The organism is Rhizobium freirei PRF 81, from assembly GCF_000359745.1.
Lineage (GTDB): Bacteria > Pseudomonadota > Alphaproteobacteria > Rhizobiales > Rhizobiaceae > Rhizobium > Rhizobium freirei.
This window is the reverse complement of record NZ_AQHN01000013.1, coordinates 46,047-68,869: the sequence shown is the minus strand read 5'-3', so window position 1 is coordinate 68,869 and position 22,823 is coordinate 46,047. Positions and strand designations below refer to the sequence as shown.

The following is a 22,823-nucleotide window of genomic DNA, read 5'->3' as shown; positions in this document are numbered from 1 at the left end:
GATTAGGCTGCCTTCTGCCCCCGGGCCGGCAGCGGGGAATAGGTGATCTCCGGGTATCCGAACGCTGCCGGGCCGACGACATCGAGCGCACGCGCGCTGCGCAGCAGCTCGTGGCAGGGAATGGCGACGACGGCGACGCGCTGTCCGTAGCGCAGCATTTCGGTGGTGATCGGATAGCCTGTGTCGACATCGAGCAGTACGATCAGGTCCGGCACGCAGACCTCGATCATGCCGTCGCGGCGGAAGACCAGAAACTCGTTCTGGATCGCCACGTTCGCCGTCTGGCCATTGCAGTCGTCGAAGCCGGCAAGCTCCATGTCGCCGACCACAAAGCCGCCGCGCAAATGGCGCTTCAGGTCGGTGATCTTGCCGTTGAAGACGCGGCGCCCGCCCTCCAGCGCGCAAACCGCCGCAATCGGATCTTCCTGTGCCTTGCGCGCTCGGATCACCGCTTCGCCGAGCGCGATCGCCTTGGTAAAGCTTTTCGGGATACCATACTGGTGGACGTAATGCGCCTGCATCGGCGCCGTCGCCAGCATGGCACCGCCACCCTGCGCGACCACGCAGGCGCGGGCCATACGCTCGTGCCAGACTTCGGATACTGCATGGCTGAAGATCACCGCATTGCCATGCAGGTCGCACATGACAGAAGGCGTGGAGCTATGGCCATAGATCGAAAAAGTCGTCATCTGCATTTCGGGGAAGGCCCGGCCCATGCCATCGCAGTCGAGGATCGGCAGGCCGCCGAGAGCCGCGGTGACAAGCGGGTTCATCGCATTCGCGCCGCCGATCTCCTCGCAGACGATGGCATCGATCGGCGTGCGGATAAGCTCTTCCATGGCGCGCAGGCAGCGCAATCCTTCACGCCCCTCGCGAATGCGCTCGACGCCGACGACAGGCGCGCCGATGCCGCCGATCGACATGCAAAGCGCATCCGGTTCGATGGCATCGGTCGCGAGAACCTTCATCTCGTAACCGGCCTTCATGGCTTCGAGGACGAGGAGCTTGCCCTGATAGGGGTTGCCGCCGCCGCCGGTGCCGAGAATGCCCGCTCCGATTTCCAGCGCATCGAGATCCTCGGGCGTCAGCCGGCGCAGAGCGGCATCATCGTATTTCTGCTTGCGCGTTTCAGGCATGATGGCCTCCCATTTCACCGACGACTTTGACGTGAATGCGCGTGGCGTTGCCCGGCAGATAGGCTAGCGGCGTGTCCTCGCGCTCGATAACTTCAAGGGTTTCCGCAAGGGCGCCGGCGGCGATCGCCTTCTCGCGCGCTTCGGCTTCGGCCTCGGCAAGCGCGCTCTCGCGGGTGCGGCCGTCTACCAGCGAAAAGACGCGATCCGTCTCGCCGCTGATCTGGGCAATGGCGGCGCCAACCGCATTGGCCACCGCAAAATTCTCCGGCATGATCACTTCGAGATCACCGATGCGATCAGGCATCAGGATCGAGCCACCGCCGACCGCGATGACCGGCACCGGCGCCGAAGAGATCCGGCTCCGCTCGACGCAGGCCTCGAGCATCGCATCGATCTTCGCGACGGCGGCCTCGACAAGACCCTTGTCGAGATTGGCGACCAGCGCACGGTCGCCGATATCGGCTTTGCCGGCAGCAACCGCGATATCGGTGGCGGTCAGTGTCGATCCACCGAAGCAGAGCGCTTCCTTGCGCACGCGATAACCGACCGACTTCGGTCCAACCGTGATACCCACATCACCCCTAGCGACGAGCGAACCGCCGCCCAGACCGATCGAGAAGACGTCAGGCATGCGAAAGTTGGTGCGGACCCCGCCGATATCGACTGTTGTGGAAGCCTGACGCGGGAAGCCGTGCGAGAGGGCGCCGACGTCCGAAGTGGTGCCGCCGACATCGACGACGACGGCGTCCTTCAGCCCGGTCAGGAACGCGGCGCCGCGCATGGAATTGGTCGGACCGGAGGCAAAGGTCAGCACCGGAAAGGCACGCACGACATCGGCAGCCATCAGCGTACCGTCGTTCTGCGTGATGTAGAACGGGCATGGGATGCCGGCTGCGACAAGCGCCTTGCCGAAGGCAGCAACGGTGCGATCTGCCAGAGACAGCAGGCTCGCATTCATGATCGCAGCGCTTTCGCGCGCCAACAGGCCGTGACGGCCGATGTCCTTCGACATGACGACAGGCAGGCCCGGGCAATGCTGCTGCAGGATTTCCTTGGCCCGCAGCTCCATGGCATCGTTGATGCCGCTGAAGACGCAGGTCACAGCGGCAGCCTTCAGGCCCTTTGCACGGATTTCGCCGGCGATGCGCACGATGGCGTCCTCGTCGAGCGGCGAAAGCTCCCGCCCGTCGAACTCGTAGCCGCCTCTGACCTGGTAGCCGTGATTGCCGACGATCTCGCGCAGGTCATCGGGCCAGTCGACCATGGGCGGCAGGCCGGCGCCGGACGGCAGGCTCAGGCGGATGGCTGCAACTTCGTCCATATGACGGCGTTCGATCACCGCATTGGTAAAATGCGTCGTGCCGATCATCACAGCTGCAATACGGGTACGAGCGATGCGGGAGGTCTCGATGACCTTCTCCAGCGCCTCGATCACGCCCGAAGTCACATCCTCGGTCGTCGAAGCCTTGACCCCCGCCAGAACAGTCTTTCCCTCCAGGACGACAGCATCCGTATTGGTGCCGCCGACGTCAATTCCAACGCGATACACGTTAGGCTCCTCTTCAATCAGTCTGTGGTTTTGACGAGGAAGCGCGTACGCTCTTCCTCGCTCACGGTGGGCTTCAGGCGCTCTTCCTCATCCGTGACGACGGGAATCGCGGCTATCAGCGCGCGTGTGTAGGGGTGATTGGGTGCGGCAAAGACCGCCGGCGTCGGTCCTTCCTCGACGATCTCGCCGCGCAGCATGATGGCGATGCGCGAGCAGAAATTGCGCATCAGCGACAGGTCATGCGAGATCATCAGATAGGTGAGGCCAAGTTCCTCGCGCAGCTGCAACAGCAGCTCGATCACGGTTTTCTGGACGGAGACGTCAAGCGCTGCCGTCGGCTCGTCCAGGATCAGGATCTTCGGCTCGGCGGCCAGCGCGCGGGCGATTGCCACGCGTTGTTTCTGGCCGCCCGAAAGCTCATGCGGATATTTTGCCAGATAGGATTGCGGCAAGCGCACGAGCTCCATGAGCTGCTTCATCCTTACCTCGCGGGCCGGCCCATCCATGCCGATGGATTTCAAAGGCAGAGCAAGCGTTTGCCGAACGTTGCGCTTGGGGTTAAGCGACGTGCCGGGGTTCTGGTAGACGATCTGCGTCAGCCGCTTGCCGCGGCCAGGCGCAGGCGCATCGATGGTGATGCTGCCCGACGTCGGACGCGACAATTCCATGATGATGCGCGCGACCGATGTCTTGCCAGAACCGGATTCGCCAGCCAGTCCAAAGATTTCACCCTGGCGCAGCGTCAGGTTCACGTCGCGAACGGCATGGAAGCCGGGTTTCCTGCCATAGACCTTGTTCAGGCCCTCAACCTTGACGATCGGCGCACGGTCGCTCTGCGGCAGATCGGTGACGCGCTCGCCATAAAGCGGAGGCACGGCATCCAGGAGCGCCTTCGTATAGGGCTGCTGCGGGTTGGTGAGGATCTCGCCGCAGGGACCTGCCTCGACGATATCGCCATGGTGCATGACCACCACCCGGTCGGCAACCTTGCGCACGACGCCGAGATTGTGGGTGATCATGAGGAGAGCCATGTTCTCCTCGACCACCAATTGGTTGATCAGATTGAGGATTTCGTCCTGCGTCGTCACGTCGAGCGCGGTGCCGGGTTCGTCGGCGATCAAAAGCTTCGGCTGGTGCAACAGCGCAAGACCAATCAGGACGCGCTGGCGCATGCCGCCCGAAAGCTCGGACGGATAGGCATTCATCACGCGCTCGGCATCGGCAAGCTGGACGCGCCGCAAGACGGCGGCGATCCGCGTACGACGCTCCGCCTTCGACGAATTCATCCCGTCGCGCTTGTCGGCAAAACGCATGACGTCATCGAGGTGCGTGCCGATCTTGAACACCGGATTGAAGGAGGAAAGCGGGTCCTGCATGATCAGGGAAAAGGCCGTGCCTTTCAGCGCCTCGCGTTCCCTTCGCTGCATTTTCAGGACGTCGCGGCCTGCGACTGAGATCGTGCCGGAGCCGATGGCAGCATTCTTCGGCAGGGTGCCGATGATCGCCTTTGCCGTGACGGACTTGCCCGACCCCGTCTCGCCGATCAGTGCGACGCGCTCGCCGGCTGCGACAGTCAAGGCGATATCGCGCAACACCTGACGGGTGCGGCCGTAGGTCGTGAACGATACGTTGAGAGCGTCGATCTTGAGAAGCGGCTCGGTCATGGCTTAGCTCTCCACATCAAACATGTCGCGCAAGCCATCGCCCAGAAGATTGAACCCGAGCGTCACGTAGAAGACTGCAGCACCGGGACAGACGACTTCCCACCAATAGCTGGGCATGAATTGGCGGCCATCGGCGACCATGGAACCGAGGTCGGGAATGGGCGGCTTCACACCGAAGCCGAGGAAACTGAGCGTCGCGCCAAACAGGATGACGAAAGCCGCATCTAAGGTCGTCTTGACGGAAATCACCGCAACGCAGTTCGGCAGGATCTCACGGAAGAGGATGTGCATCGGCCCGGCGCCGGCAAGCCGTGCCGCCTCGATGTAGTCTTCGGAGGCGATTGACTTGGAAACGGCATAGATCAGCCGTGCATGCCACGTCCACCACAGCAGCGTGATCGCGATCATCGCGTTCATCAGGTTCGGCTCGAGCAGGTTCGACACGGCAAGCGCCATGACCAGCGGCGGCATCGCCAGCATGACGTTGGTGAGGCCGGTGATGATCTTTTCGACCCAGCCGCCGAAGTAGCCGGCGATCAGACCGAGCGCGGTGCCGATCGGCACGGAAATGCCGAGCACGCCGATCACCAGAAGCAGGGAGACGCGCATGCCGAAAACGGTGCGGGAAAAGATATCCCGGCCCACCTTGTCGGTGCCGAACCAATGGGTGGCATCCGGCGCCACATGCCGAGCACGGAAATCGACCACGGCGCCGACATGCTTCGGATAGGGCGTGAGCCACGGCGCAAAGACCGCGAGCAGCACGACGGAAATCAGGATCAAGGTGCCGATCACCGCAGCCGGATTGCGGCTGAAGCGATACCACATCATATAGCCGGTGCTCAGCGCGCGATCGGAGGCATCAAGCATCTTCGTATCGGCCATCAGCGTGCCTCTCTGCGGCGCTGGCGCGGGTCGATGATCGAGATCAGGACATCAACGATCAGGTTCGCAACGATGAAAAACAGGCCGGCGACCAACACCACGGCGGTCACGGCATTGAGGTCTTTTTGCAGGATGGCGTTCAGCCCATAGGAGGCAAAGCCGCCCCAGGCGAATACCATCTCGATGACGAAGGCATTGCCGATGAGCGAGGCGAATTCGAGCCCCATGATCGTCAGCGGCGCGATCGACGACAGCTTGAGGAGATAGCGGAAGATGATGACCCGCTCCGGCACGCCGAAGCTCTGCAGGGTCAGCACATGGTCCTTACGCTGGTTTTCCAGCATGGAGGACCGGGTAATGCGGGTAATCTGCCCGATACCGGCCATGGCGAGAGCGAAGGCGGGCAGGACGAGATGCCGGAGCGCGTCGAGGAAAACATCCAGGCGTCCCGCCAGCAGGCCGTCGATCAACAGGAACCCGGTCGGCCCAGCGTGAAAGCTTAAGGAATGATCGAGGCGGCCGATGATCGGCCAGTTCGGCAGGCAGCGGGCGGCAAGCAATTGCAGGCTGATGGCGAAGAGGAAGCTCGGAATGGTGACCCCGGTCAGCGACAGGATACGGCCGATATGGTCCAGCGCGCGATCCCGGAAATGCGCCGTTATCACCCCGAGAGGGATCGCTACCACGAACATGAAAATCACGGAAACGAGAACCAGCTCAACGGTCGCCGGCACCGTCTGCTCGAGATCGGTCGTGACCGGGCGCTGCGAAACCAGCGACATGCCGAGATCGCCGCGCAACGCCTTGCCGACGTAATCGGCGTATTGCATCGGAAGCGGCTTGTCCAATCCCATCTGCACGCGCAGCGCATCGACCTGCTCCTGCGTTGCCGCCGGGCCGAGGGCCATGCGCGCCGGATCTCCCGGCACCACGCGCGCCAGCGCGAAAATCATGATGGAAAGCGCGATCATGACCAGCACGAAGGTGCCGAGCCGCGTCAGAATCGCGACCAACGGATGTTGCTGCATCGGCGGGAGGTTCCTTGTTCGCCAGCTAACTGACAGACAACAATCCCCATCTGCGGACGATGGACAACTGGTCAAAAGTATAGTTTTTGAGCTTTATGGTATAGGCTATTTATGCATCGGCGCTTACAAAGCCACATGGACATGCCGATCCCCAGACCACGTCTTTGCCGCCGCATTGCTGAACAACGCGCTGGCGCCATCTTTCTGCGAGCCCCTGCCGGGGCGGGGAAGACCGTGACGCTCTCGATGGCCGCCGAGGCAATGGGCAGGCATGTCTGCAGCTTGCAGCAGCCACGCTTGAGCGATGTCGAAGGCGGCTGGCTTTTCTGGGATGCGCCGGTTTCGGCAAGATCGGTGCGGCTCTCCGCCCAACTGCTGGAAAGCGTCGATGTACTGGTCGTCGCCTGCCGGCCCGATCAACGTATCAGTGGGCTGGCGCGGCTCATTCTGCATCACGGCTCGGTGACGATCGACGCGAACGAGTTGACCTTCTCACGGGAAGAATTGGATGGCTTGCCTCCCGAAGAAACGAGCCGCCTTCTTGACCGCTATGCCGGCTGGCCGGCCTTCTTGCCGCTGACCCGTTCCCAGGCTCCGCGCCTCGCTATCGATTATTTGCGCGAGAATTTTCTGGCTCACCTTTCACCTGCGCAAACGGCCACCCTTTCGATCTGGCTCGAAGCACCGATGCCGACGGCGGGTGAAGACTGGAGCGGGTTGCTGCCGCCTCTTCTCATCGATGAGCCGGACAGGCACAGCGAGTTGCGAGAGCTTCTTATCATTGCCGTCCGTGAGCGCCTGGCGACCTTCGAAAATACGGCCGCCGTCATCGAAGTCGCAGCCGCTTTCGAAAAAGCCGGACGAGCCATTGCAGCCATGACCTTGCTTCTCGACCATGGGCATGAGGCGCACGCGGCACAGATCCTCGAGCGCTCCCGCGGCCTCGAACTGATCTACAGAAACAGCCTCGATGCGTTTCGCGACATCATCATGCGCTTTTCCCACGAAATGATCGCAGCCAACGAGATCGTGCTCTTTGCCCTTGCCCGCATGCTTTTGAAGCTCGGAGAGCTGCAGCGTGTCCGTCACCTCGTCGGCAAGCATCTCGGCACGGACTATCTGGACCCGCTCAAGGTCTTGCTGCGCGGATCGCGCTTCTCCTTTGCCGCGCGAACCTTCAGGTTGAACCTGATGATTTCAGAGGACCTGATGCCGACCGACGCCATGATCACCCGCCTCGGCGAATTCATGGCCGACTACCCGATGGGCGACCACGGCAAATGGGCAGCCTACTACAACGCCCTGCTGGAATTCGAAATTCGCCGCCGAAATTTTCGCGAAGCGGAAGCTGCCGCTGCGCGGGCGCTGATCTATCTCGGCCACATGGGCGGCCAGCCGTTGCTCGAATTCTTCATCCATCTGCATCAGGCCGTGTTGCGGCTGATGAGCGGCGACGCTCTGTTTGCGCGCCGCGCCGCGCAAGAGGCACGACAGAAACTGGAACAGGTGCCGCACGCAGCCGAGGCGGAATTCCGCATGCTGCGGCTGGCGGAAGCCTGTATCGCCTATGAAGCGGGGCAGCCGCGCGATCTGCTCCAATTCGTTCAAAACGAGTTCGAAGGCTTCGCAGCCTCGGAAATCTGGCCGAGCCTGATGCAGTTTGCCCTTCACTATGCGTCACAGGTGCTGGGAGATCACTTTCCGATGGTGATCCGGCCAGGCTTTCTCGACGGGCTGTGGATCCACCTGTCCGAAGGACTGCAGTTCCATGCCATGATGGAAATCCGCACCGCCATCGCCTATCAGAATGCCAATCGCTGGGGCGATGCTGCCGCCACGCTTTCAGCGGTCCGCATGCGGATCGGCCGCAACTGGGTCGAAAGCGCCCATGAAGAACTGACGAGACTGATGAGGCGCGACGAGATTTCCTACGTCATGGCCTGGCTGCGCGATGCCGTCCGCCTCCCGACGCCCCGCCCCTATCTCTCCCGCCAGATCGACGCGCTGGTCGCCAACCCCAAAGTGACGAACCGCGAAAAGGTCGCTCTGCAACTATGGCAGAGCTATGCCGCGTACCAGCGTCGCGACAAGGCGGCAACCCGCGCTCACCTTCTGTCAGCGCTCGAGGCGTCGACTCGCCTCGGATGCAACGGTGTGCTCTCCGAAGAGCGGATCTTTCTCTCGCCGCTTCTCAAGGATGAGCGCATTCGCGGCTTCATCGAGACATCTTCCGATGTCCGTGCTGCGCTCTCGCTCTTTGCTGCTTCCGTAAACTCGCCGCAGGCTCGGGCGCTGCAGGGCGGGCTCTCGCAGCGCGAGGCGCAGATGATGCAATTGATTGCCAGCGGCATGTCCAACAAGCGCATCGCCCATACACTCAGCATCTCCGAGGTCACCGTGAAGTTTCACCTCGGAAATCTGTTTCGCAAGCTCGGTTGCCGGCGCCGGGCCGAAGCCATCCGGGCTGCGACCGCGCTTGGCTGGCTTTGAACGTCGAAAGAACGAGCCGGCCGTCTACGACAAAGGCCTTTCGGCCGATGGCTCGCCTTGTGCACTCTTGGGCGGAACGTTGCCGTTCTGCTCGGCGCGATCGCGGTGGAGCGCCGCGCGTGCCAGCAGCATGAAGGTGATCGGCGTCGTCACCGTCACGAAGACGCCGATCAGAAGCTCGTGGATGACGAGGGACCGCGTGAAGGCCGAGAAGAAGATCATCGACGCGAGCATGATCGCTCCGATGCCGCCGCTCGTTCCCAATGTCGGAGCATGAATGCGCTCATAGAACGTTCCCATCCTCAGAAAGCCGATGGCACCGACAAGGGTCAGAAAGGCGCCGACGACGAGTAATCCGCCGACGGGAATTGCGGCCCAGAGCGGCACGTTTTCGAACGGGGTGTTCATTCGATCACCTCCCCGCGCATCAGGAATTTTGCCAGCGCGACGGTTGCGACGAAGCCGAGCATGCCGATCACCAGAGCCGCCTCGAAATAGACGATGCGGCCGGTACCGATCCCGAAGGTGAGCAGCAGCAGCATCGCGTTCACATACAGAGTATCGAGCGCAATGATGCGATCCTGGGCGCGAGGGCCGCGAAACATGCGAATGGACGAGATCGCCATCGCAGCCACGATCATCAGCTGCGCGACTGCGACAGATATTTGGATGATCATTGCGCTCATGCGAATATCTCCATCAACAGGCTTTCATATCGGTTGGCGACGGTTTCGCGCCATTGCGCCTCGTTCTCGAGATCCAGCACATGGAGCAGTACGGTGTTGTCGTTGGAATCATATTCCAACCATGCGGATCCGGGCGTGCCGGTGAGAATGACCGCAAGCAGCGCCAGCGAGATCTGATCCCGAACCCTGAGCTCCAGTGTCACGAAGCCGGGCGTCGTGTTTCGCGAGCGGCCGCGCAGGATGATCCAGGCCACTTGCACATTCGATTTCAGAACGTCGAAAACGACACGAAAGAACAGCTTCGGCAGCAGATACCACTTTCGTAGCTTCGGCTTTTCGGGGCGCAGCGACGCCATCGCCCAGGAGGCAAAGACAGCAACAATGACGCCAAGGACGAATTGGCCGAGCGTAAAGCCATTCAGCAGCAGCCAAAGCAGAAGCAAGATGAGCGTCAGCAGCGGATAAGGAAGCATCACGAACCTCCCGCTTTGCTCGACAGGGTCGCCGCATTGCGAACCGCATCGACATAGATGCGGGGATCGCTGAGCGTGCGGATCGTCGCTTCCATATATTGCATGACCGGGCCAGCCCAAATGGTCAGCGCCAGCGTCAGGGCAAGCAGGCCCATGACCGGCAATATCTCGATGACGAGCACGCGCGGAACCGTGCCTTCGAGCGAGCTCCAGAATGTGCGTATGCCAGCCCGCGTCATGGAGATCAGGGCGGCGATACCCGAAAGGATCACCAGCAGGATCAGCGCCCAGACGGCAGCACTCGGCGGCACGCCGATGGCGCCGGTGCCCATCATGGCCGACAGCATCGCAAACTTGGCAACGAAGCCCGAAAGCGGCGGCAGGCCGGCCAGAAGGATTGCGCAGGCGGCAAAGCAGATTCCGAGCATCGCCATGGTGCCAGGCATGGTCACCCCCTCGCCTTCCTCCGGCTCCTTCTCCTCGGCGTCCCCATAGGCTTCCATGGTAACAGCAAGAACGCTGGCCCCCGCATCCTGTCCGCGCTCGACGAGCTCGATCAGCATGAAAAAGGCGCTGATCGTCAGCGTGGAACTGACGAGATACATCAAAGCCCCGGCCGAGATCGAGCCATCGTTGATACCGATCACCATCAGCAGGGTTCCAGACGACACCAGCACGGAAAAGCCGGCCAAACGTCCGAGCGCCTGCGATGCCAGCACCCCGATGATGCCGAAAATCAGCGTCGCCATGCCGCCGTAGAGAAGCATGGTCGCGCCGAAGCCGGCGGACGGTCCCGAGCCGAAAAGAAGCATGGTCAGCCGCAGGATGACATAGATGCCGAGTTTGCTCAAAATGGCGAAAATACCGGCAACCGGGGCGGAAGCGGCACTATAGGCCGTCGGCAGCCAGAAGCAGAGCGGCCACATGCCGGCTTTGATCAGGAAGGCGATACCGAGCACGCCGGCACCCGCCTGCATGAGCATGCGGCGGTCGGCGGCCATTTCGGGAATGCGCACCGCCAGATCGGCCATATTCAACGTTCCCGCCGAGCCGTAGATCAGGCTGACGCCGATGAGGAAGAGCAGCGCTGCGGCGAGATTGACGGCGATATAATGCAGGCCCGCCTTGACGCGAAGCGGTCCGGAGCCATGAAGCAGGAGGCCGTAGGAAGCCGCCAGCATCACTTCGAAGAAGACGAAGAGATTGAAGAGATCGCCGGTGAGAAAGGCGCCATTCACGCCCATGAGCAGCAATTGGAACCTCGTATGGAAATGGGCACCGACCGCATGCCAGCGCGCCAGAGAGAAGATCAACGCGGCAACGGCGACGATCGACGTGAGCAGCAGCATAAGCGCCGAGAGATTATCGAGCACCAATACGATGCCGAAGGGGGCGCTCCAGTTTCCGAGAAGATAGGCTCGCTCCTGACCGGCCGAGCCTCCCTCGGCGCGAAAGAGCACAAACGTAACGCCGACGAGCAAGAGCGTCGCGGCAAGGCTCACAAGCGCCTTCAACGTGCGTTCGCGCTCGTCGATGAACAGCAGAACAGCAGCAGCAACCAGCGGCAGCAAGATGGGAACAATGATGAGATGATGCGACCAGCCTGTCATTTATGGTCGCTCCTTCCGTCGACATGATCCGTGCCGGTCAGCCCGCGTGAGGCAAGCAGCACCACCAGGAACAAGGCAGTCGTCGCGAAACCGATGACGATCGCCGTCAGCACCAGAGCCTGCGGCACCGGATCGGCGAGCGTCGATGTCGGGGCACTGCCGGACAGCAGCGGCGGCATATTCGTCTTCACGCCGCCAACGCCGAAGATGAAGAGATTGACCGCATAGGATAGTAGCGAAAGGCCTATAATGACCTGATAGGTGCGCGGCCGCAGGATCAGCCAGACGCCGCAGGCCGTCATCACGCCGATAGCCACGGACAAGATGAATTCCATCAATCCCCCTTTGCCTTTTCCGCCTCGATGGCGCGAAGGCGATTGATACGGATCGATTGGTGCGCCAGCGCAACCAGGATCAAAACAGTGGAGCCGACAACGAGCAGGAAGACGCCGAGGTCGAAGAGCAGCGCGCTCGCAGCCGGCACCTTTCCGATCAGCGGCACGTCCAGATATTGGAAATGCGACGTGAGGAAGGGGTAGCCGAAGAACCATGCTCCGACGCCGGTTGCCGTCGCCACGAGAAGGCCAGCTCCCATCCATCGCAATGGCAGGATGCGGATGCGGTCTTCCGCCCAGCGCGTGCCGCCGGCCAGATATTGCAGCAGGAAGGCGATCGACAGCGTCAGGCCGGCCGAGAAGCCGCCGCCTGGAGCATCATGCCCGCGCATGAAGATATAGACCGACAGAGCGATGACGAAGGGGAACATCCACTGCATGATCACGGACGGCACGAGCAGATAGTCGCGCACCGTATCGCCGGCCGAGCGCTCCGGCCGTTCCTCGTCGAAACGGTTCTGGATCTGCTGCTGTTCCGGCATCTCCATGCTGTCGGGCGCCGGACGGAAGCGGCGCAGAAGCGCATAGACCGTCAGCGCGACGACGCCGAGAACGGCGATTTCACCCAAAGTGTCGAAGCCGCGGAAATCGACCAGGATCACATTGACGACATTGCGGCCGCCACCTTTCGAATAGGCATTTTCGAGGAAGTAGTTCGCAATGGCGTCGGGCACCGGCGTAGTCATGACCGCATAGGAGATGAACATCATGCCGACACCGCAGATGACGGCCAAGGCGAGGTCGCGGAAACGGCGGAAACGCGCGCGAAGATCGACCGTATCGTCGATCCCCTCTGTCCGCTTCGGCAGCCAGCGCAGCCCCAGAAGAATGAGAACCGTGGTGACAATCTCCACGAGCAGCTGAGTGATGGCGAGATCGGGCGCGGAAAGCCAAATGAACGTCATGCAGACGATGAGCCCCACTCCGCCCAGCATCACCAGCGCTGCGAGCCGGTGATATTTGGCAAAGAAGGCGGTGCCGATCGCCAGGCAGATACCGATTGCCCAAATCGCCGCGAAGACAGGATCGGCGCCCGAGAAGGCAAAACGCTTCGCCTCGAAGCCGGCCAGATAGAGTGGCAGCAGGCCGGCCGCAAAACCGGTCACGACCACCCAGCGAAGCTGCGGCTGCAGCTTGCGCGTGCCGATCCGCTTTTCCGCCGTTCTCGCCCAATGCCAGGAAACCTCGACCAGAACGCGCTCGAAGATGCGCTGGCCCTTCAGGCGCCGGAAAAGAGGCGGTCCATCCCCGCAGCGCGACAGATAATCCTTGAAGACGAAGTAGAATATTGTTCCGCCGATCAAGGCGATCACGCTCATGACGAGCGGCAGATTGACGCCGTGCCAGAGCGAAAGGCTGTATTCGGGCGTGTCAGCATGCAAAACGCTTGCGACGGCCGTGTGCAGGAACGGCGCGATCGAGACAGCCGGCGCGATGCCGACGATCAGACACACCACCACCAGAAGCTCGATCGGGAAACGCATCCACCGCGGCGGCTCATGCGGCTTGGCAATCGGCAGATCGGCCGGCGCCGGCCCGAAGAAAACCGTTTGAATGAAGCGCAAGGAATAGGCGACGCTGAAGGCGCTCGCCAGGGTCGCCACATAGGGCAGGATCCGGTCGAGAATGGAATCGGCGTGCGTTTCGAGAGCCTCGGCAAAGAACATCTCCTTCGACAGGAAGCCGTTCAGCAAGGGGACGCCGGCCATGGCCGCACTCGCGACGATCGCCAGCGCGCCCGTGAATGGAAGGTATCGGAACAGGCCGCTCAAGCGGCGCATGTCACGCGTGCCGGTTTCATGATCGATGATGCCGGCCGCCATGAACAGCGACGCCTTGAAGGTCGCATGGTTGAGCATGTGGAAGATGGCGGCGACGGTCGCGAGCGGGCTTCCGAGGCTGAGCAGCGTGGTGATGAGGCCGAGATGGCTGATCGTCGAATAGGCGAGCAGCCCCTTCAGGTCCTGCTGGAACATCGCGAAATAGGCTCCCAGCAGCAGGGTAGTGATGCCGGCCGCACCGACGAGATAAAACCATTCATCCGTACCGGCCAAAACGGGCCAGAAGCGCGCAAGCAGGAATACACCGGCCTTCACCAACGTCGCGGAATGCAGATAGGCCGAGACGGGCGTCGGAGCCGCCATGGCGTTCGGAAGCCAGAAGTGAAAGGGGAATTGCGCGCTCTTCGTCAGCGCTCCCAACAGGATCAGCACAAGGGCAGGCGAATAGAGCGGGTGATTGCGGATGATGTCGCCGGAGGCCAGGATCTTGTCGAGATCGTAGCTGCCGACGATATGCCCAAGCAGGATCAGCCCGATCAGCAGGCAGAAGCCGCCAATCCCGGTAATCGTCAGCGCCATGCGCGCACCGTCACGGGCGGCGGCGCTGTTGTGCCAATAGCTGATGAGCAGGAACGAGAAGATGCTCGTCAGCTCCCAGAATATCGAGAGCAGGATGACATTGCCCGAAAGCACGATGCCGAGCATCGCCCCCATGAAGGCAAGCAGGAAAGAGAAGAAACGCGGAACCGGATCCTCTTCCGACATATAGTATCGGGCATAGAGGATGACGAGAAAGCCGATCGCCGTAATGACGACGGAAAAGAGCCAGGAGAAACCATCCATTCTCAGGCTGAAATCAAGCCCGAGCTGCGGCAGCCACTCGATGCTGAAGCGCACCACTCTCTCGTCCATGACGGCAGGGTAGAAGCTGACCGAGATCAACAGCGCCAGAAACGTGACAGCGCCGGCGACCCAGGCTGGCGTGCGCCGCGACTGAGTGCGTAACAGGCAAACGGAGAGAAGACTTCCGATAAACGGCAGAGCCAAAAGTGCTAGAATAAGAGTGGGCCCGCTGGTTATCCCAAAACGTCGTTCCTTCCTTCAGCCGGATCACCACAGCCGCCTTAGGGGGCGAACACCTCTAGCAAACCAGCACAATATGGCCTATATGATAGATATTGCCCAATATGGGCAGTTTAGAACTACACGTCAAGGTAAGATGGCGATGATTTTGACACCCGCGCTCTGTCGAGCCGCCCGAGGGTTTCTCGACTGGACTCAGATGGACCTTGCCGACCGCTCCGGCGTATCGCGCAGCACGATCCGCGACTACGAGGGCGATCGCCATAGCCTGCATCGGGCAACGGAAGCACAATTGCGACTGGCCCTCGAAAACGGAGGGATCGCTTTCTTCCGCGTCGAGGGGCACGAGATCGGTATCTGCCGCAAAACTCCAATCACAGATGCGCCCGCGCCGACAAATACCGGGAGCGGCGAGATCTTGTCGACGTCGGGCGGATACAGTCAGACGACACGCAAAACCGGACAGTAGGCCCATAGGTGGCGACTTGACGTCCCTCAATCACGACTGCGCGCGGCTCGCATTTCCCGCTGTATGCACGGATGATCCTGATGCCATTCCCCGGTCACGCCATCTCCGCGGTCGAGTCTGCCATGAGCCGCGGAAGCCAGCCAATAAGCTGAGGCGACTACTGCAGATTGAGACGTGACAAGGTGAGACGCGACTGCTCGCACAGCGCCTCGTTTCTACCGCCTCGATAGTAGCTCAGAGCGATGACAGCCCCGTAAAGCGCCCATCCCTCGGCCCTGAGCCAATCGGCATCGTTCACCTCGCAGGCTATGCGAAAGGCTTCGCGAGCGGAAGGATCAACCCAGGACCATGCCGCCGCATAATCGGCCGCGGGATCGCCGACGGCGCAGAGGCCCCAGTCGATCACCCCGGTCAGTCGCCCACCTCTGGCTATCAGATTATCCGCCTTGAGATCGCCGTGCAGCCAGACCGGCGGCCCCTGATGCACGGTTGCACAAGCCCGTTCCCAGAGCTGCCGCGCCGCGGGACCGTCGATCTCGTCCGCCACAATATCGATCGCCGGCAGCGTGATGGAAGACAGAACCTCAAGCGCCACGCCGCGGCGATGATTGAGCTCTCCTGCAAGCGGTGCCCCTCGGGTGTCCACGCGATGCAGCGCCTTCAGAAAAGCCGCAAGTCCGAGTGCCGCGGCTGCCGGATCGGCAATGTTGGCTGGAGAGGCGATGTCTCCTTCCATCCAGTCGAAAATGCCGAAATCGCAATTCAAGCCGAACCCTGCCCTGCCTCGAAAACGCAGTCTCGGCACTTCGAGCGGCAGATCTGCAAAACGAGGCAGCCAATCGATTTCCTTATCGATGAGATGAGCCGCAGCTTCGCGCCGCGGAAGGCGCAGCAGCAATGTCTCGCCGATGCGATAAATCGCATTGTCGGTGCCCGAGGACACCAAACACCGAACGGGAAGATCCGCCCATTGCGGCGTCATCTCCGCCAGCAACCGCCGGATCGCAGCCTCTTCCGGCCCAATGTCATCCTGCATCAGACAACCCCAATATCCCGTCTCATTGCGGCACGACTTTCGGCGACATTCGAAAAAACGGTTCCAAGTCGGCGTCAACCGATCAGGCCTTTCGTTCGTCCATCTCCAGCCAGAGGCGACAGCGAGTAAAGTCAGATTTCGGGCCAAACTTGAAGCCGACCGCCTGCCAAAATGCGGCTGCGTCGGCATTGTCGGTGTTCACGGTCACGATGGTCCCGCTCGGCAGCGCGCGCCCCAGAATCGCCATCGCCAGCGCACGACCGAGACCGTGACGCCGGTAAGCGGGCCGAATATAGAAGCGACGCATGCGCATGGCGGACGGCTTGTCCGGATCAGCCGTCATCCCGCCGATCCCCGCCAGTTCGCCATTCACCCTGATCGCCAGCAGGATTTCATGCGCTCGATCAAACCGCTGCACACCATTCTGCCACTCGGCATATAATCGCTCCAGGAAGCGCTGCCCGTCGGCGGCAGCCTCCCGACGCAGCACCTCGAAATCAGGCGGAAGATGCTCCGTCAACTCCTCCAGCTCGAAACCATGCGAAGCTTGCATCCCTGATATCCTATTGCTTTGGCTCGATGGCGCTTGAGATTGCAAGTTGGCGGGACAATTTTCGATATGTTGTGAGCGGCAGAATTGGTGCGGCGGCCATTTCACTGCGGTTCGCCGATCTCCACCGCGTGACCATCCGGATCATAGAAGCGAAACACGCGCTGCCCCCATTCCTGCCGTTCCACGGGATGGATGAGTTCGACATGCGGAGCCACTTTTTCGAAGGCTGCATCCACATCGTCATGTTCAAAATAAAGCAAGACGTTTCGACGCCCGTAGGGTTCCGGCATCATTTCGGAGCCCGTCTTCCAAATCGTTTGCTCAAGCGATTTTCCGTTGTGTATTGCAAACCCAGTTTCAAAGAGCACGAAATTCCCAAAATCGCTCAGGATTTGAAGCCCCATGACGTCCCTATAAAACACCTTGGAGCACTCGATATCACTGACGAAGGGGATTGGATTCGATCGTGTCCCATGGAGTGGTGTAGCTTGATTTCATAGCCATCGGTGATTTCCGGTAGGGTCGGGTTGCTTAGAGCCAACCTGAGGGACACCACCGATGACCGACGACATGATGAACCTGCGCTCACTCGTTGAGAAGAGCGCTGATGCCGATTTGCTGCGGGAGATGATCGGCTTTGCTGCCGAGAAGCTGATGGCGCTGGAGGTCGGCACGAAGACCGGCGCGGCCTATGGCGAGAAGAATGGCTTCCGGCTGGCCCAGCGTAACGGCTATCGCGACCGGGATTGGGAGACACGGGCGGGCACCGTCGAGCTGCGCATTCCCAAGCTTCGCACCGGCAGCTACTTCCCGAGCTTCCTGGAGCCGCGCCGCATGGCCGAGAAGGCTCTGACGGCGGTCATCCAGGAGGCTTATATCCAGGGTGTTTCGACCCGCTCTGTTGATGACCTCGTCAAGGCCATGGGCATGTCGGGCATCTCCAAAAGTCAGGTGTCCCGGCTCTGCGAGGAGATCGATGAGAAGGTGAAGGCCTTCCTCGACAGGCCCATCGAAGGAGAATGGCCCTACCTGTGGATCGATGCGACCTACCTCAAGGTTCGGCGCGGTGGTCGTATTGTCTCCGTCGCCGTAATCATCGCCGTCGGCGTCAACACCGATGGCCGACGCGAAGTGCTCGGCATGGAGATCGGCACGTCCGAGGCCGAGGCGATCTGGACCGAGTTTCTTCGAAAGCTGATCAGGCGGGGGCTGCGCGGCGTCAAGCTCGTCGTCTCCGATGCCCATGAGGGCATCAAGGCCGCAGTATCGAAAGTGCTTTCCGCCACCTGGCAGCGCTGCAGGGTGCACTTTATGCGCAATGCCTTGGCCCATGCTGGAAAGAGCGGACGCCGGGTTGTCTCCGCGTTCATTGCAACGGCCTTCGCTCAGGACACGCCGGAGGCCGCAAGCACTCAGTGGCGCAACGTCGCCGACCAGATCAGGCCAAAGGTACCGAAGCTCGCCAGTCTCATGGACAGTGCCGAGCAAGACGTGCTCGCCTACATGACCTTTCCCAAGCAGCATTGGGCCAAACTTCACTCGACCAACCCCATTGAGCGATTGAACGGTGAGATCAAGCGGCGCACAGAGGTCGTCGGCATTTTCCCCAACGACGACGCCATCGTGCGCCTGGTCGGTGCGCTGCTGCTCGAACAGAACGATGAATGGGCCGTCCAGCGATCCCGCTACATGACACTTGAGACAATCGCCACAATGAGCGATGATCCGCTCATCAGCCTGCCAGCAGCAAGCTGATACTCATCCGACCCTCTGGGATGAGCCGTGGTCGTCTAAGCTACACCACGTCCTGGGACATGATCTTGGATTCACGAAACGCATATCCGAAACCAATTCTGCAGGAGAGGACGGATCGAGACGGAAATGACTTTTCAAATGATGCCGGAAAAGTGCATTTCCCATTGTCACACCGTTTCCAAATAAAGGGTCGATGTCAATTCTTCGGACATTGCGATCTTGAGATGCACCAATTGGAGGGCTGATCGATGACGGATAATGCGCGCACCATGATTGTCATGGATGCCGGAGTTTCACGCTTCCAGCTTCGGGCGGGCGCCTTGATCCGCTCCAACGGTCACCTCCTCATTCATCGTGCGGTCGGCGACGCCTTCTGGTCCCTGCCCGGCGGCCGGGTGGAGTTTCACGAGGCGGGTGCCGAAACGCTGGCGCGCGAGATCGAGGAAGAGATCGGCTGTCAGGCAGCGATCGGACCGCTGCGCTTCGTCATCGAGAACTTTTTCGAATTCGTCGGACGACGTGTTCACGAGGTCGGATTCTATTATGAGGCGGAGCTGTCCCAGCCGCTACCCTTCCACGAGAAGGAAATCGTGCATCGGGTCAAGGACGGCAGCGCCGACCTCGAATTTCGCTGGGCGCTGCCGACACGTGCCGCCCTGACGCAATTCGACCTGCAGCCCGCGCCCTTGCAAACTCTGATCGAGACCATGCCCGCCGGCGTTCAACACCTCGTTCGCCGCAACGCGGCCTGACTGTGAGGACAGTTGACCGCTGGATGCGAAATGGCTTGGTTGCAACATAACCAGCGGTCGGTTTCGTCAAACCGCGCCCCGCTCGGCACGCACGGTATCCGGCTGTCGGGATATGAGCCTCGACCAGCGGCATCGAACTCGATCCGATAATCCGGGAGAAGGCGGTTGCGCGCATTCGCGAGCTCGGCCAACATGCCGAAGAACTCGCCGCCGGAGCCTTGCCGGAAATGCATGAGGACATCTATCACCACGGCGCTGGCGGGCATTCCCTCAGCACCGGCATCCGTGATTATCTGCGACGCAACCAGCTGCATCGACAAGGATTGAACGCATGACCACGATCTTCGACGCCCCGGAAGAATTCGCTACGACGGCACTTGCGGGCTTTGCCGCGCTCCATGGCCGCTTCGTCCGCCTGGTAAAGGGCGGCGTGGTCCGCTCGACATCGGTGCCGGAAGGCAAGGTCGCCGTCATCGTCGGCGGCGGTTCGGGTCACTATCCCGCCTTTGCCGGCTATGTCGGGCCGGGCCTGGCAGATGCCGCGGTCGCCGGCGATGTCTTCGCCTCCCCTTCGACGGCAGCCGTTGCCCGAGTGTGCCGGAAGGCGCATCGCGGTGGCGGCATCCTGCTCGGCTTCGGCAACTATGCCGGCGATGTTTTAAATTTCGGCGTGGCCGCCGAACGTCTACGGGCCGAAGGTATCGATGTGCGCATCGTAGCGGTGACCGACGATGTCGCCAGTGCTCCCGCCGAGACCGTGGCCAAGCGCCGTGGCGTTGCCGGCGATCTCGTGATCTTTAAGATTGCCGGCGCCGCGGCGGAAGCCGGACTTTCGCTTGATGAAGTCGAGCGCCTGGCGCGGCACGCGAATGCCCGCACCGTCTCCTTCGGCGTGGCCTTCGACGGCTGCACCCTGCCCGGTTCTGCCGGCCCGCTCTTCATCGTACCGCGCGGCAAGATGGCTCTCGGCCTCGGCATCCACGGCGAACCCGGCATCAGCGAAGAAACAATCGTCAGTGCCGGGGATCTCGCAACGCTATTGACCCAAAAGCTTTTGCCGGAGCGTCCGAAGGATGCGCGGAAGGTCGGCGTCATCCTCAATGGCCTCGGCGCCACGAAATATGAAGAGCTCTTCGTGCTCTGGACGGCGATTTCGGCTCGTTTGGAACAGGCGGGGCTAGAAATCGTCGCCCCCGAGGCCGGCGAGTTCGTCACCAGCCTGGATATGCAGGGCTGCTCGCTGACGCTGATCTTCCTGGACGACGAGCTCGAGCGCTATTGGACCGCCGCCTGCGACACCCCGGTCTTGCGCCGCGGCGGCGCAATCGCCACCACGCCGGCAACGGACATTTTGGCCGGTGAGGACGGACCGGCGACCTATCCGCCAGCCGATGCCGAGGGCCAGCGCGGCGGTGCTTGCATCGCCCGCATCTTCACAGAGATTTCCGTGCTGCTTCACGAGGGGGAAGAGGAACTCGGCCGGATCGACGCTGTCGCAGGCGATGGCGACCACGGCCAGGGCATGGCCCGCGGCGCAGCAGCGGCCCTGGAAGCTGCCAAGGCCGCAAGCGCCGCCGGCGCAGGTACGGCGAGCGTGCTGGCGGCGGCGGGCGATGCCTGGGCCGACCGCGCCGGCGGCACGTCGGGCGCGATCTGGGGACTTCTCCTGCGGTCATGGAGCAATGCGCTCAGCGATGACGGTGCCGTCGACGGCCGCGCTGTCGTCAAGGGCGCCCGCCGGGCGCTCGATAGCGTGATGCGACTGGGCGGCGCAAAGATCGGCGACAAGACGCTGGTTGATGCATTCTCTCCTTTCGTGGATGCTTTGGAAAAGAGCTTCGCCGAAAGCGGATCTTTGGCCACCGCCTGGGGGCATGCCGCATCGGCCTCCAAGCTTGCAGCCGATGCGACGACGCAGCTTACGCCGAAGCTTGGGCGCGCCCGCCCGCTTGCAGAGCGAAGCCTCGGCCATCCCGACGCCGGCGCCGTTTCGCTTGCGATGATAGCGGGCTGCGTTGCCACTCTGCTTATTTAGCCGAGGAGCAAGCACGGAAGCCCGCCCCCTGCGCAAACCATCATTCTGGCGATTGCGCAGGTGGCCCATTTATGGAAATCACAAATCGCCCGCGGGGCGACACCCTCGTTGAAGGATGCCCATGAACATCCTGTCGCGACCACCGTCACCAAGGCTAGCGGCAGCAAAAAACCATTCCAAGAGATGGGCAATCTTTGAGACGATCTTGTTTGCTTTGGCAAATGACGAGCCCTAGCTTCAACCTGATCATCAGGACGTCCTTGCCTTGCCTGACGGAGCCGCGAGGCCGGATGCGCCTTTCGCGCACGCAATGACCTCGTCGCCGCCCCGGAAGCGGCGGCAAAGGCAATTTGTAAAAAGGAAATATTTCATTGACCGTTCACACGACGCCCGTCGAAGCATCGTTGCCGACCTTGGATCTCTCCCGCTTCCATGCCTCGCCGGAAGAGCGGCAAGCCTTTGTCGGCGAATTGCGCAGCGTGCTCCACGATCATGGCTTCTTCTATTTGACCGGTCATGGCGTCGACCCGAAGCTGATCGAAGATGTCGTGGCGACGGCGAAGCGCTTTTTTTCGCTTCCTCTTGAAGAGAAGCTCAAAATCGAAATGGTGAAATCGCCGCATTTCCGCGGCTACAACAGGGCCGGCCAGGAGCGGACGCGCGGCGAGCAGGACTGGCGCGAACAGCTCGATATCAACACCGAGGACGCCCCCGCCGAGATCGGCCCGGACACGCCCGCATGGCGACGGCTGCAGGGCCCTAATCAGTGGCCCGAAGCCTTGCCGGAACTCAAGCCCCTGCTGCTCGCCTACCAGGCGGAAGTCACGCGGATCGGCATCGATGTGCTGAAGGCCATCGCCGCAGCCCTCGGTCAGCCGGAAAACGTCTTTGCCGACATATACCAGCCGCAGCCGTCGCAGCTTCTGAAGATCATCCGCTATCCGGGCCGGGACGTCGCCGAAACCGACCAGGGGGTCGGTGCCCACAAGGATGGCGGCTTCGTGACCGTACTGCTTCAGGATACGGCGCCTGGCCTGCGCGTACGCACCGAAGACGGCGTATGGATCGACGCGCCACCGGTTCCCGGCACCTTCGTCATCAACACCGGCGAATTGCTCGAGCTTGCGACGAACGGCTTCGTGCGCGCCGACGTGCATGATGTGATCGCGCCGCCCGCAGGCGTCGAGCGATTTTCCGTCGCCTTCTTCCTGGGCTCCCGCCCGGACGCCACGATCCCCGTCATCGAATTGCCGGAGGATCTGAAGCGCGCGGAACGCGGTATTTCAGTCGACCCCCTCAATCCGATCTTCCGCGAAGTCGGCCAGAACCAGCTCAAGAGCCGCCTGCGTTCACATCCGGATGTCGCGCGCGCCCACTATGCGGAACTGCTGGCCTCGGAGCCGGGCCACTAGTCGACGCGCCGGCAAGGCGGCGGTTGCGGCC

At 61.7% G+C, this 22,823-nt stretch carries 19 protein-coding genes and 1 pseudogene; 6 read left to right on the top strand and 14 right to left on the bottom strand.

Annotated features, from left to right (window positions below):
• Nucleotides 1-2: 2 nt before the first annotated feature.
• The 5 genes from RHSP_RS05920 to RHSP_RS05900 are packed head-to-tail and all read right to left on the bottom strand — an operon-like array spanning nt 3 to nt 6,262.
• The gene (locus RHSP_RS05920) at nt 3-1,136 is read right to left on the bottom strand and encodes a DUF917 domain-containing protein (protein WP_004110566.1); all 1,134 of its coding nucleotides are present in this window, start codon (nt 1,134-1,136) and stop codon (nt 3-5) included.
• On the bottom strand, nt 1,129-2,685 hold the full coding sequence (locus tag RHSP_RS05915; protein ID WP_004110563.1) for a hydantoinase/oxoprolinase N-terminal domain-containing protein: 1,557 nt from the start codon (nt 2,683-2,685) through the stop codon (nt 1,129-1,131). The genes RHSP_RS05920 and RHSP_RS05915 overlap by 8 nt, the downstream gene beginning before the upstream one ends.
• 17 nt (nt 2,686-2,702) lie before the next feature.
• On the bottom strand, nt 2,703-4,349 hold the full coding sequence (locus tag RHSP_RS05910; RefSeq protein ID WP_004110561.1) for an ATP-binding cassette domain-containing protein: 1,647 nt from the start codon (nt 4,347-4,349) through the stop codon (nt 2,703-2,705).
• A 3-nt stretch (nt 4,350-4,352) separates the two neighbouring features.
• Nucleotides 4,353-5,234, bottom strand: a complete 882-nt coding sequence (locus RHSP_RS05905) for an ABC transporter permease (protein WP_004110559.1) — start codon at nt 5,232-5,234, stop codon at nt 4,353-4,355.
• Complete coding sequence (locus tag RHSP_RS05900; RefSeq protein WP_037149940.1) at nt 5,234-6,262, bottom strand: ABC transporter permease; 1,029 nt, start codon at nt 6,260-6,262, stop codon at nt 5,234-5,236. Before RHSP_RS05900 ends, RHSP_RS05905 begins: the two co-directional genes overlap by 1 nt.
• Nucleotides 6,263-6,397: 135 nt before the next feature.
• Here RHSP_RS05900 and RHSP_RS05895 point away from each other — a divergent pair, with 135 nt between their 5' ends.
• The gene (locus tag RHSP_RS05895; protein ID WP_037149937.1) at nt 6,398-8,752 is read left to right on the top strand and encodes a helix-turn-helix transcriptional regulator; all 2,355 of its coding nucleotides are present in this window, start codon (nt 6,398-6,400) and stop codon (nt 8,750-8,752) included.
• A 24-nt stretch (nt 8,753-8,776) separates the two neighbouring features.
• On the opposite strand, the gene mnhG is transcribed toward RHSP_RS05895, so the two are convergent.
• From mnhG to RHSP_RS05865, 6 genes are read right to left on the bottom strand one after another with little or no spacing between them, the layout of a single operon-like run.
• Nucleotides 8,777-9,160: a monovalent cation/H(+) antiporter subunit G gene (gene mnhG, locus RHSP_RS05890; protein WP_004110552.1), complete on the bottom strand. Its 384-nt coding sequence runs from the start codon at nt 9,158-9,160 to the stop codon at nt 8,777-8,779.
• Nucleotides 9,157-9,438, bottom strand: a complete 282-nt coding sequence (locus tag RHSP_RS05885) for a K+/H+ antiporter subunit F (protein ID WP_004110549.1) — start codon at nt 9,436-9,438, stop codon at nt 9,157-9,159. The genes mnhG and RHSP_RS05885 overlap by 4 nt, the downstream gene beginning before the upstream one ends.
• Nucleotides 9,435-9,911, bottom strand: coding sequence for a Na+/H+ antiporter subunit E (locus RHSP_RS05880; RefSeq protein ID WP_004110547.1), 477 nt, complete (start codon nt 9,909-9,911; stop codon nt 9,435-9,437). Before RHSP_RS05880 ends, RHSP_RS05885 begins: the two co-directional genes overlap by 4 nt.
• Nucleotides 9,911-11,521: a monovalent cation/H+ antiporter subunit D gene (locus RHSP_RS05875; protein WP_004110544.1), complete on the bottom strand. Its 1,611-nt coding sequence runs from the start codon at nt 11,519-11,521 to the stop codon at nt 9,911-9,913. The genes RHSP_RS05880 and RHSP_RS05875 overlap by 1 nt, the downstream gene beginning before the upstream one ends.
• Nucleotides 11,518-11,856: a Na+/H+ antiporter subunit C gene (locus RHSP_RS05870; RefSeq protein ID WP_004110541.1), complete on the bottom strand. Its 339-nt coding sequence runs from the start codon at nt 11,854-11,856 to the stop codon at nt 11,518-11,520. Before RHSP_RS05870 ends, RHSP_RS05875 begins: the two co-directional genes overlap by 4 nt.
• Entirely contained in the window at nt 11,856-14,777 is a 2,922-nt protein-coding gene (locus RHSP_RS05865) for a monovalent cation/H+ antiporter subunit A (protein ID WP_037149934.1), read from the bottom strand. Before RHSP_RS05865 ends, RHSP_RS05870 begins: the two co-directional genes overlap by 1 nt.
• 79 nt (nt 14,778-14,856) lie before the next feature.
• On the opposite strand from RHSP_RS05865, the pseudogene RHSP_RS05860 reads away from it, so the two are divergent.
• Nucleotides 14,857-15,150, top strand: a pseudogene (locus RHSP_RS05860) (helix-turn-helix transcriptional regulator); the annotation flags it as partial.
• A gap of 256 nt (nt 15,151-15,406) precedes the next feature.
• Here the strand turns inward: RHSP_RS05860 and RHSP_RS05855 are convergent.
• The 3 genes from RHSP_RS05855 to RHSP_RS05845 form a co-directional block, all read right to left on the bottom strand.
• A complete protein-coding gene (locus tag RHSP_RS05855) occupies nt 15,407-16,285 on the bottom strand; it encodes an aminoglycoside phosphotransferase family protein (protein ID WP_037149931.1) in 879 nt (292 codons plus the stop codon).
• A gap of 82 nt (nt 16,286-16,367) precedes the next feature.
• Complete coding sequence (locus tag RHSP_RS05850; protein WP_037149929.1) at nt 16,368-16,838, bottom strand: GNAT family N-acetyltransferase; 471 nt, start codon at nt 16,836-16,838, stop codon at nt 16,368-16,370.
• A 101-nt stretch (nt 16,839-16,939) separates the two neighbouring features.
• The gene (locus tag RHSP_RS05845; RefSeq protein WP_037149927.1) at nt 16,940-17,293 is read right to left on the bottom strand and encodes a VOC family protein; all 354 of its coding nucleotides are present in this window, start codon (nt 17,291-17,293) and stop codon (nt 16,940-16,942) included.
• Between the two features lie 103 nt (nt 17,294-17,396).
• On the opposite strand from RHSP_RS05845, the gene RHSP_RS05840 reads away from it, so the two are divergent.
• The 4 genes from RHSP_RS05840 (at nt 17,397) to RHSP_RS05820 (ending at nt 22,792) form a co-directional block, all read left to right on the top strand.
• A complete protein-coding gene (locus RHSP_RS05840; RefSeq protein WP_004110519.1) occupies nt 17,397-18,593 on the top strand; it encodes an IS256 family transposase in 1,197 nt (398 codons plus the stop codon).
• Between the two features lie 248 nt (nt 18,594-18,841).
• Entirely contained in the window at nt 18,842-19,345 is a 504-nt protein-coding gene (locus RHSP_RS05835; RefSeq protein WP_004110514.1) for an NUDIX hydrolase, read from the top strand.
• Nucleotides 19,346-19,676: 331 nt separating this feature from the next.
• Entirely contained in the window at nt 19,677-21,380 is a 1,704-nt protein-coding gene (locus RHSP_RS05825) for a dihydroxyacetone kinase family protein (RefSeq protein ID WP_004110513.1), read from the top strand.
• Nucleotides 21,381-21,751: 371 nt separating this feature from the next.
• Entirely contained in the window at nt 21,752-22,792 is a 1,041-nt protein-coding gene (locus tag RHSP_RS05820) for an isopenicillin N synthase family dioxygenase (RefSeq protein ID WP_004110502.1), read from the top strand.
• Nucleotides 22,793-22,823: the final 31 nt, after the last annotated feature.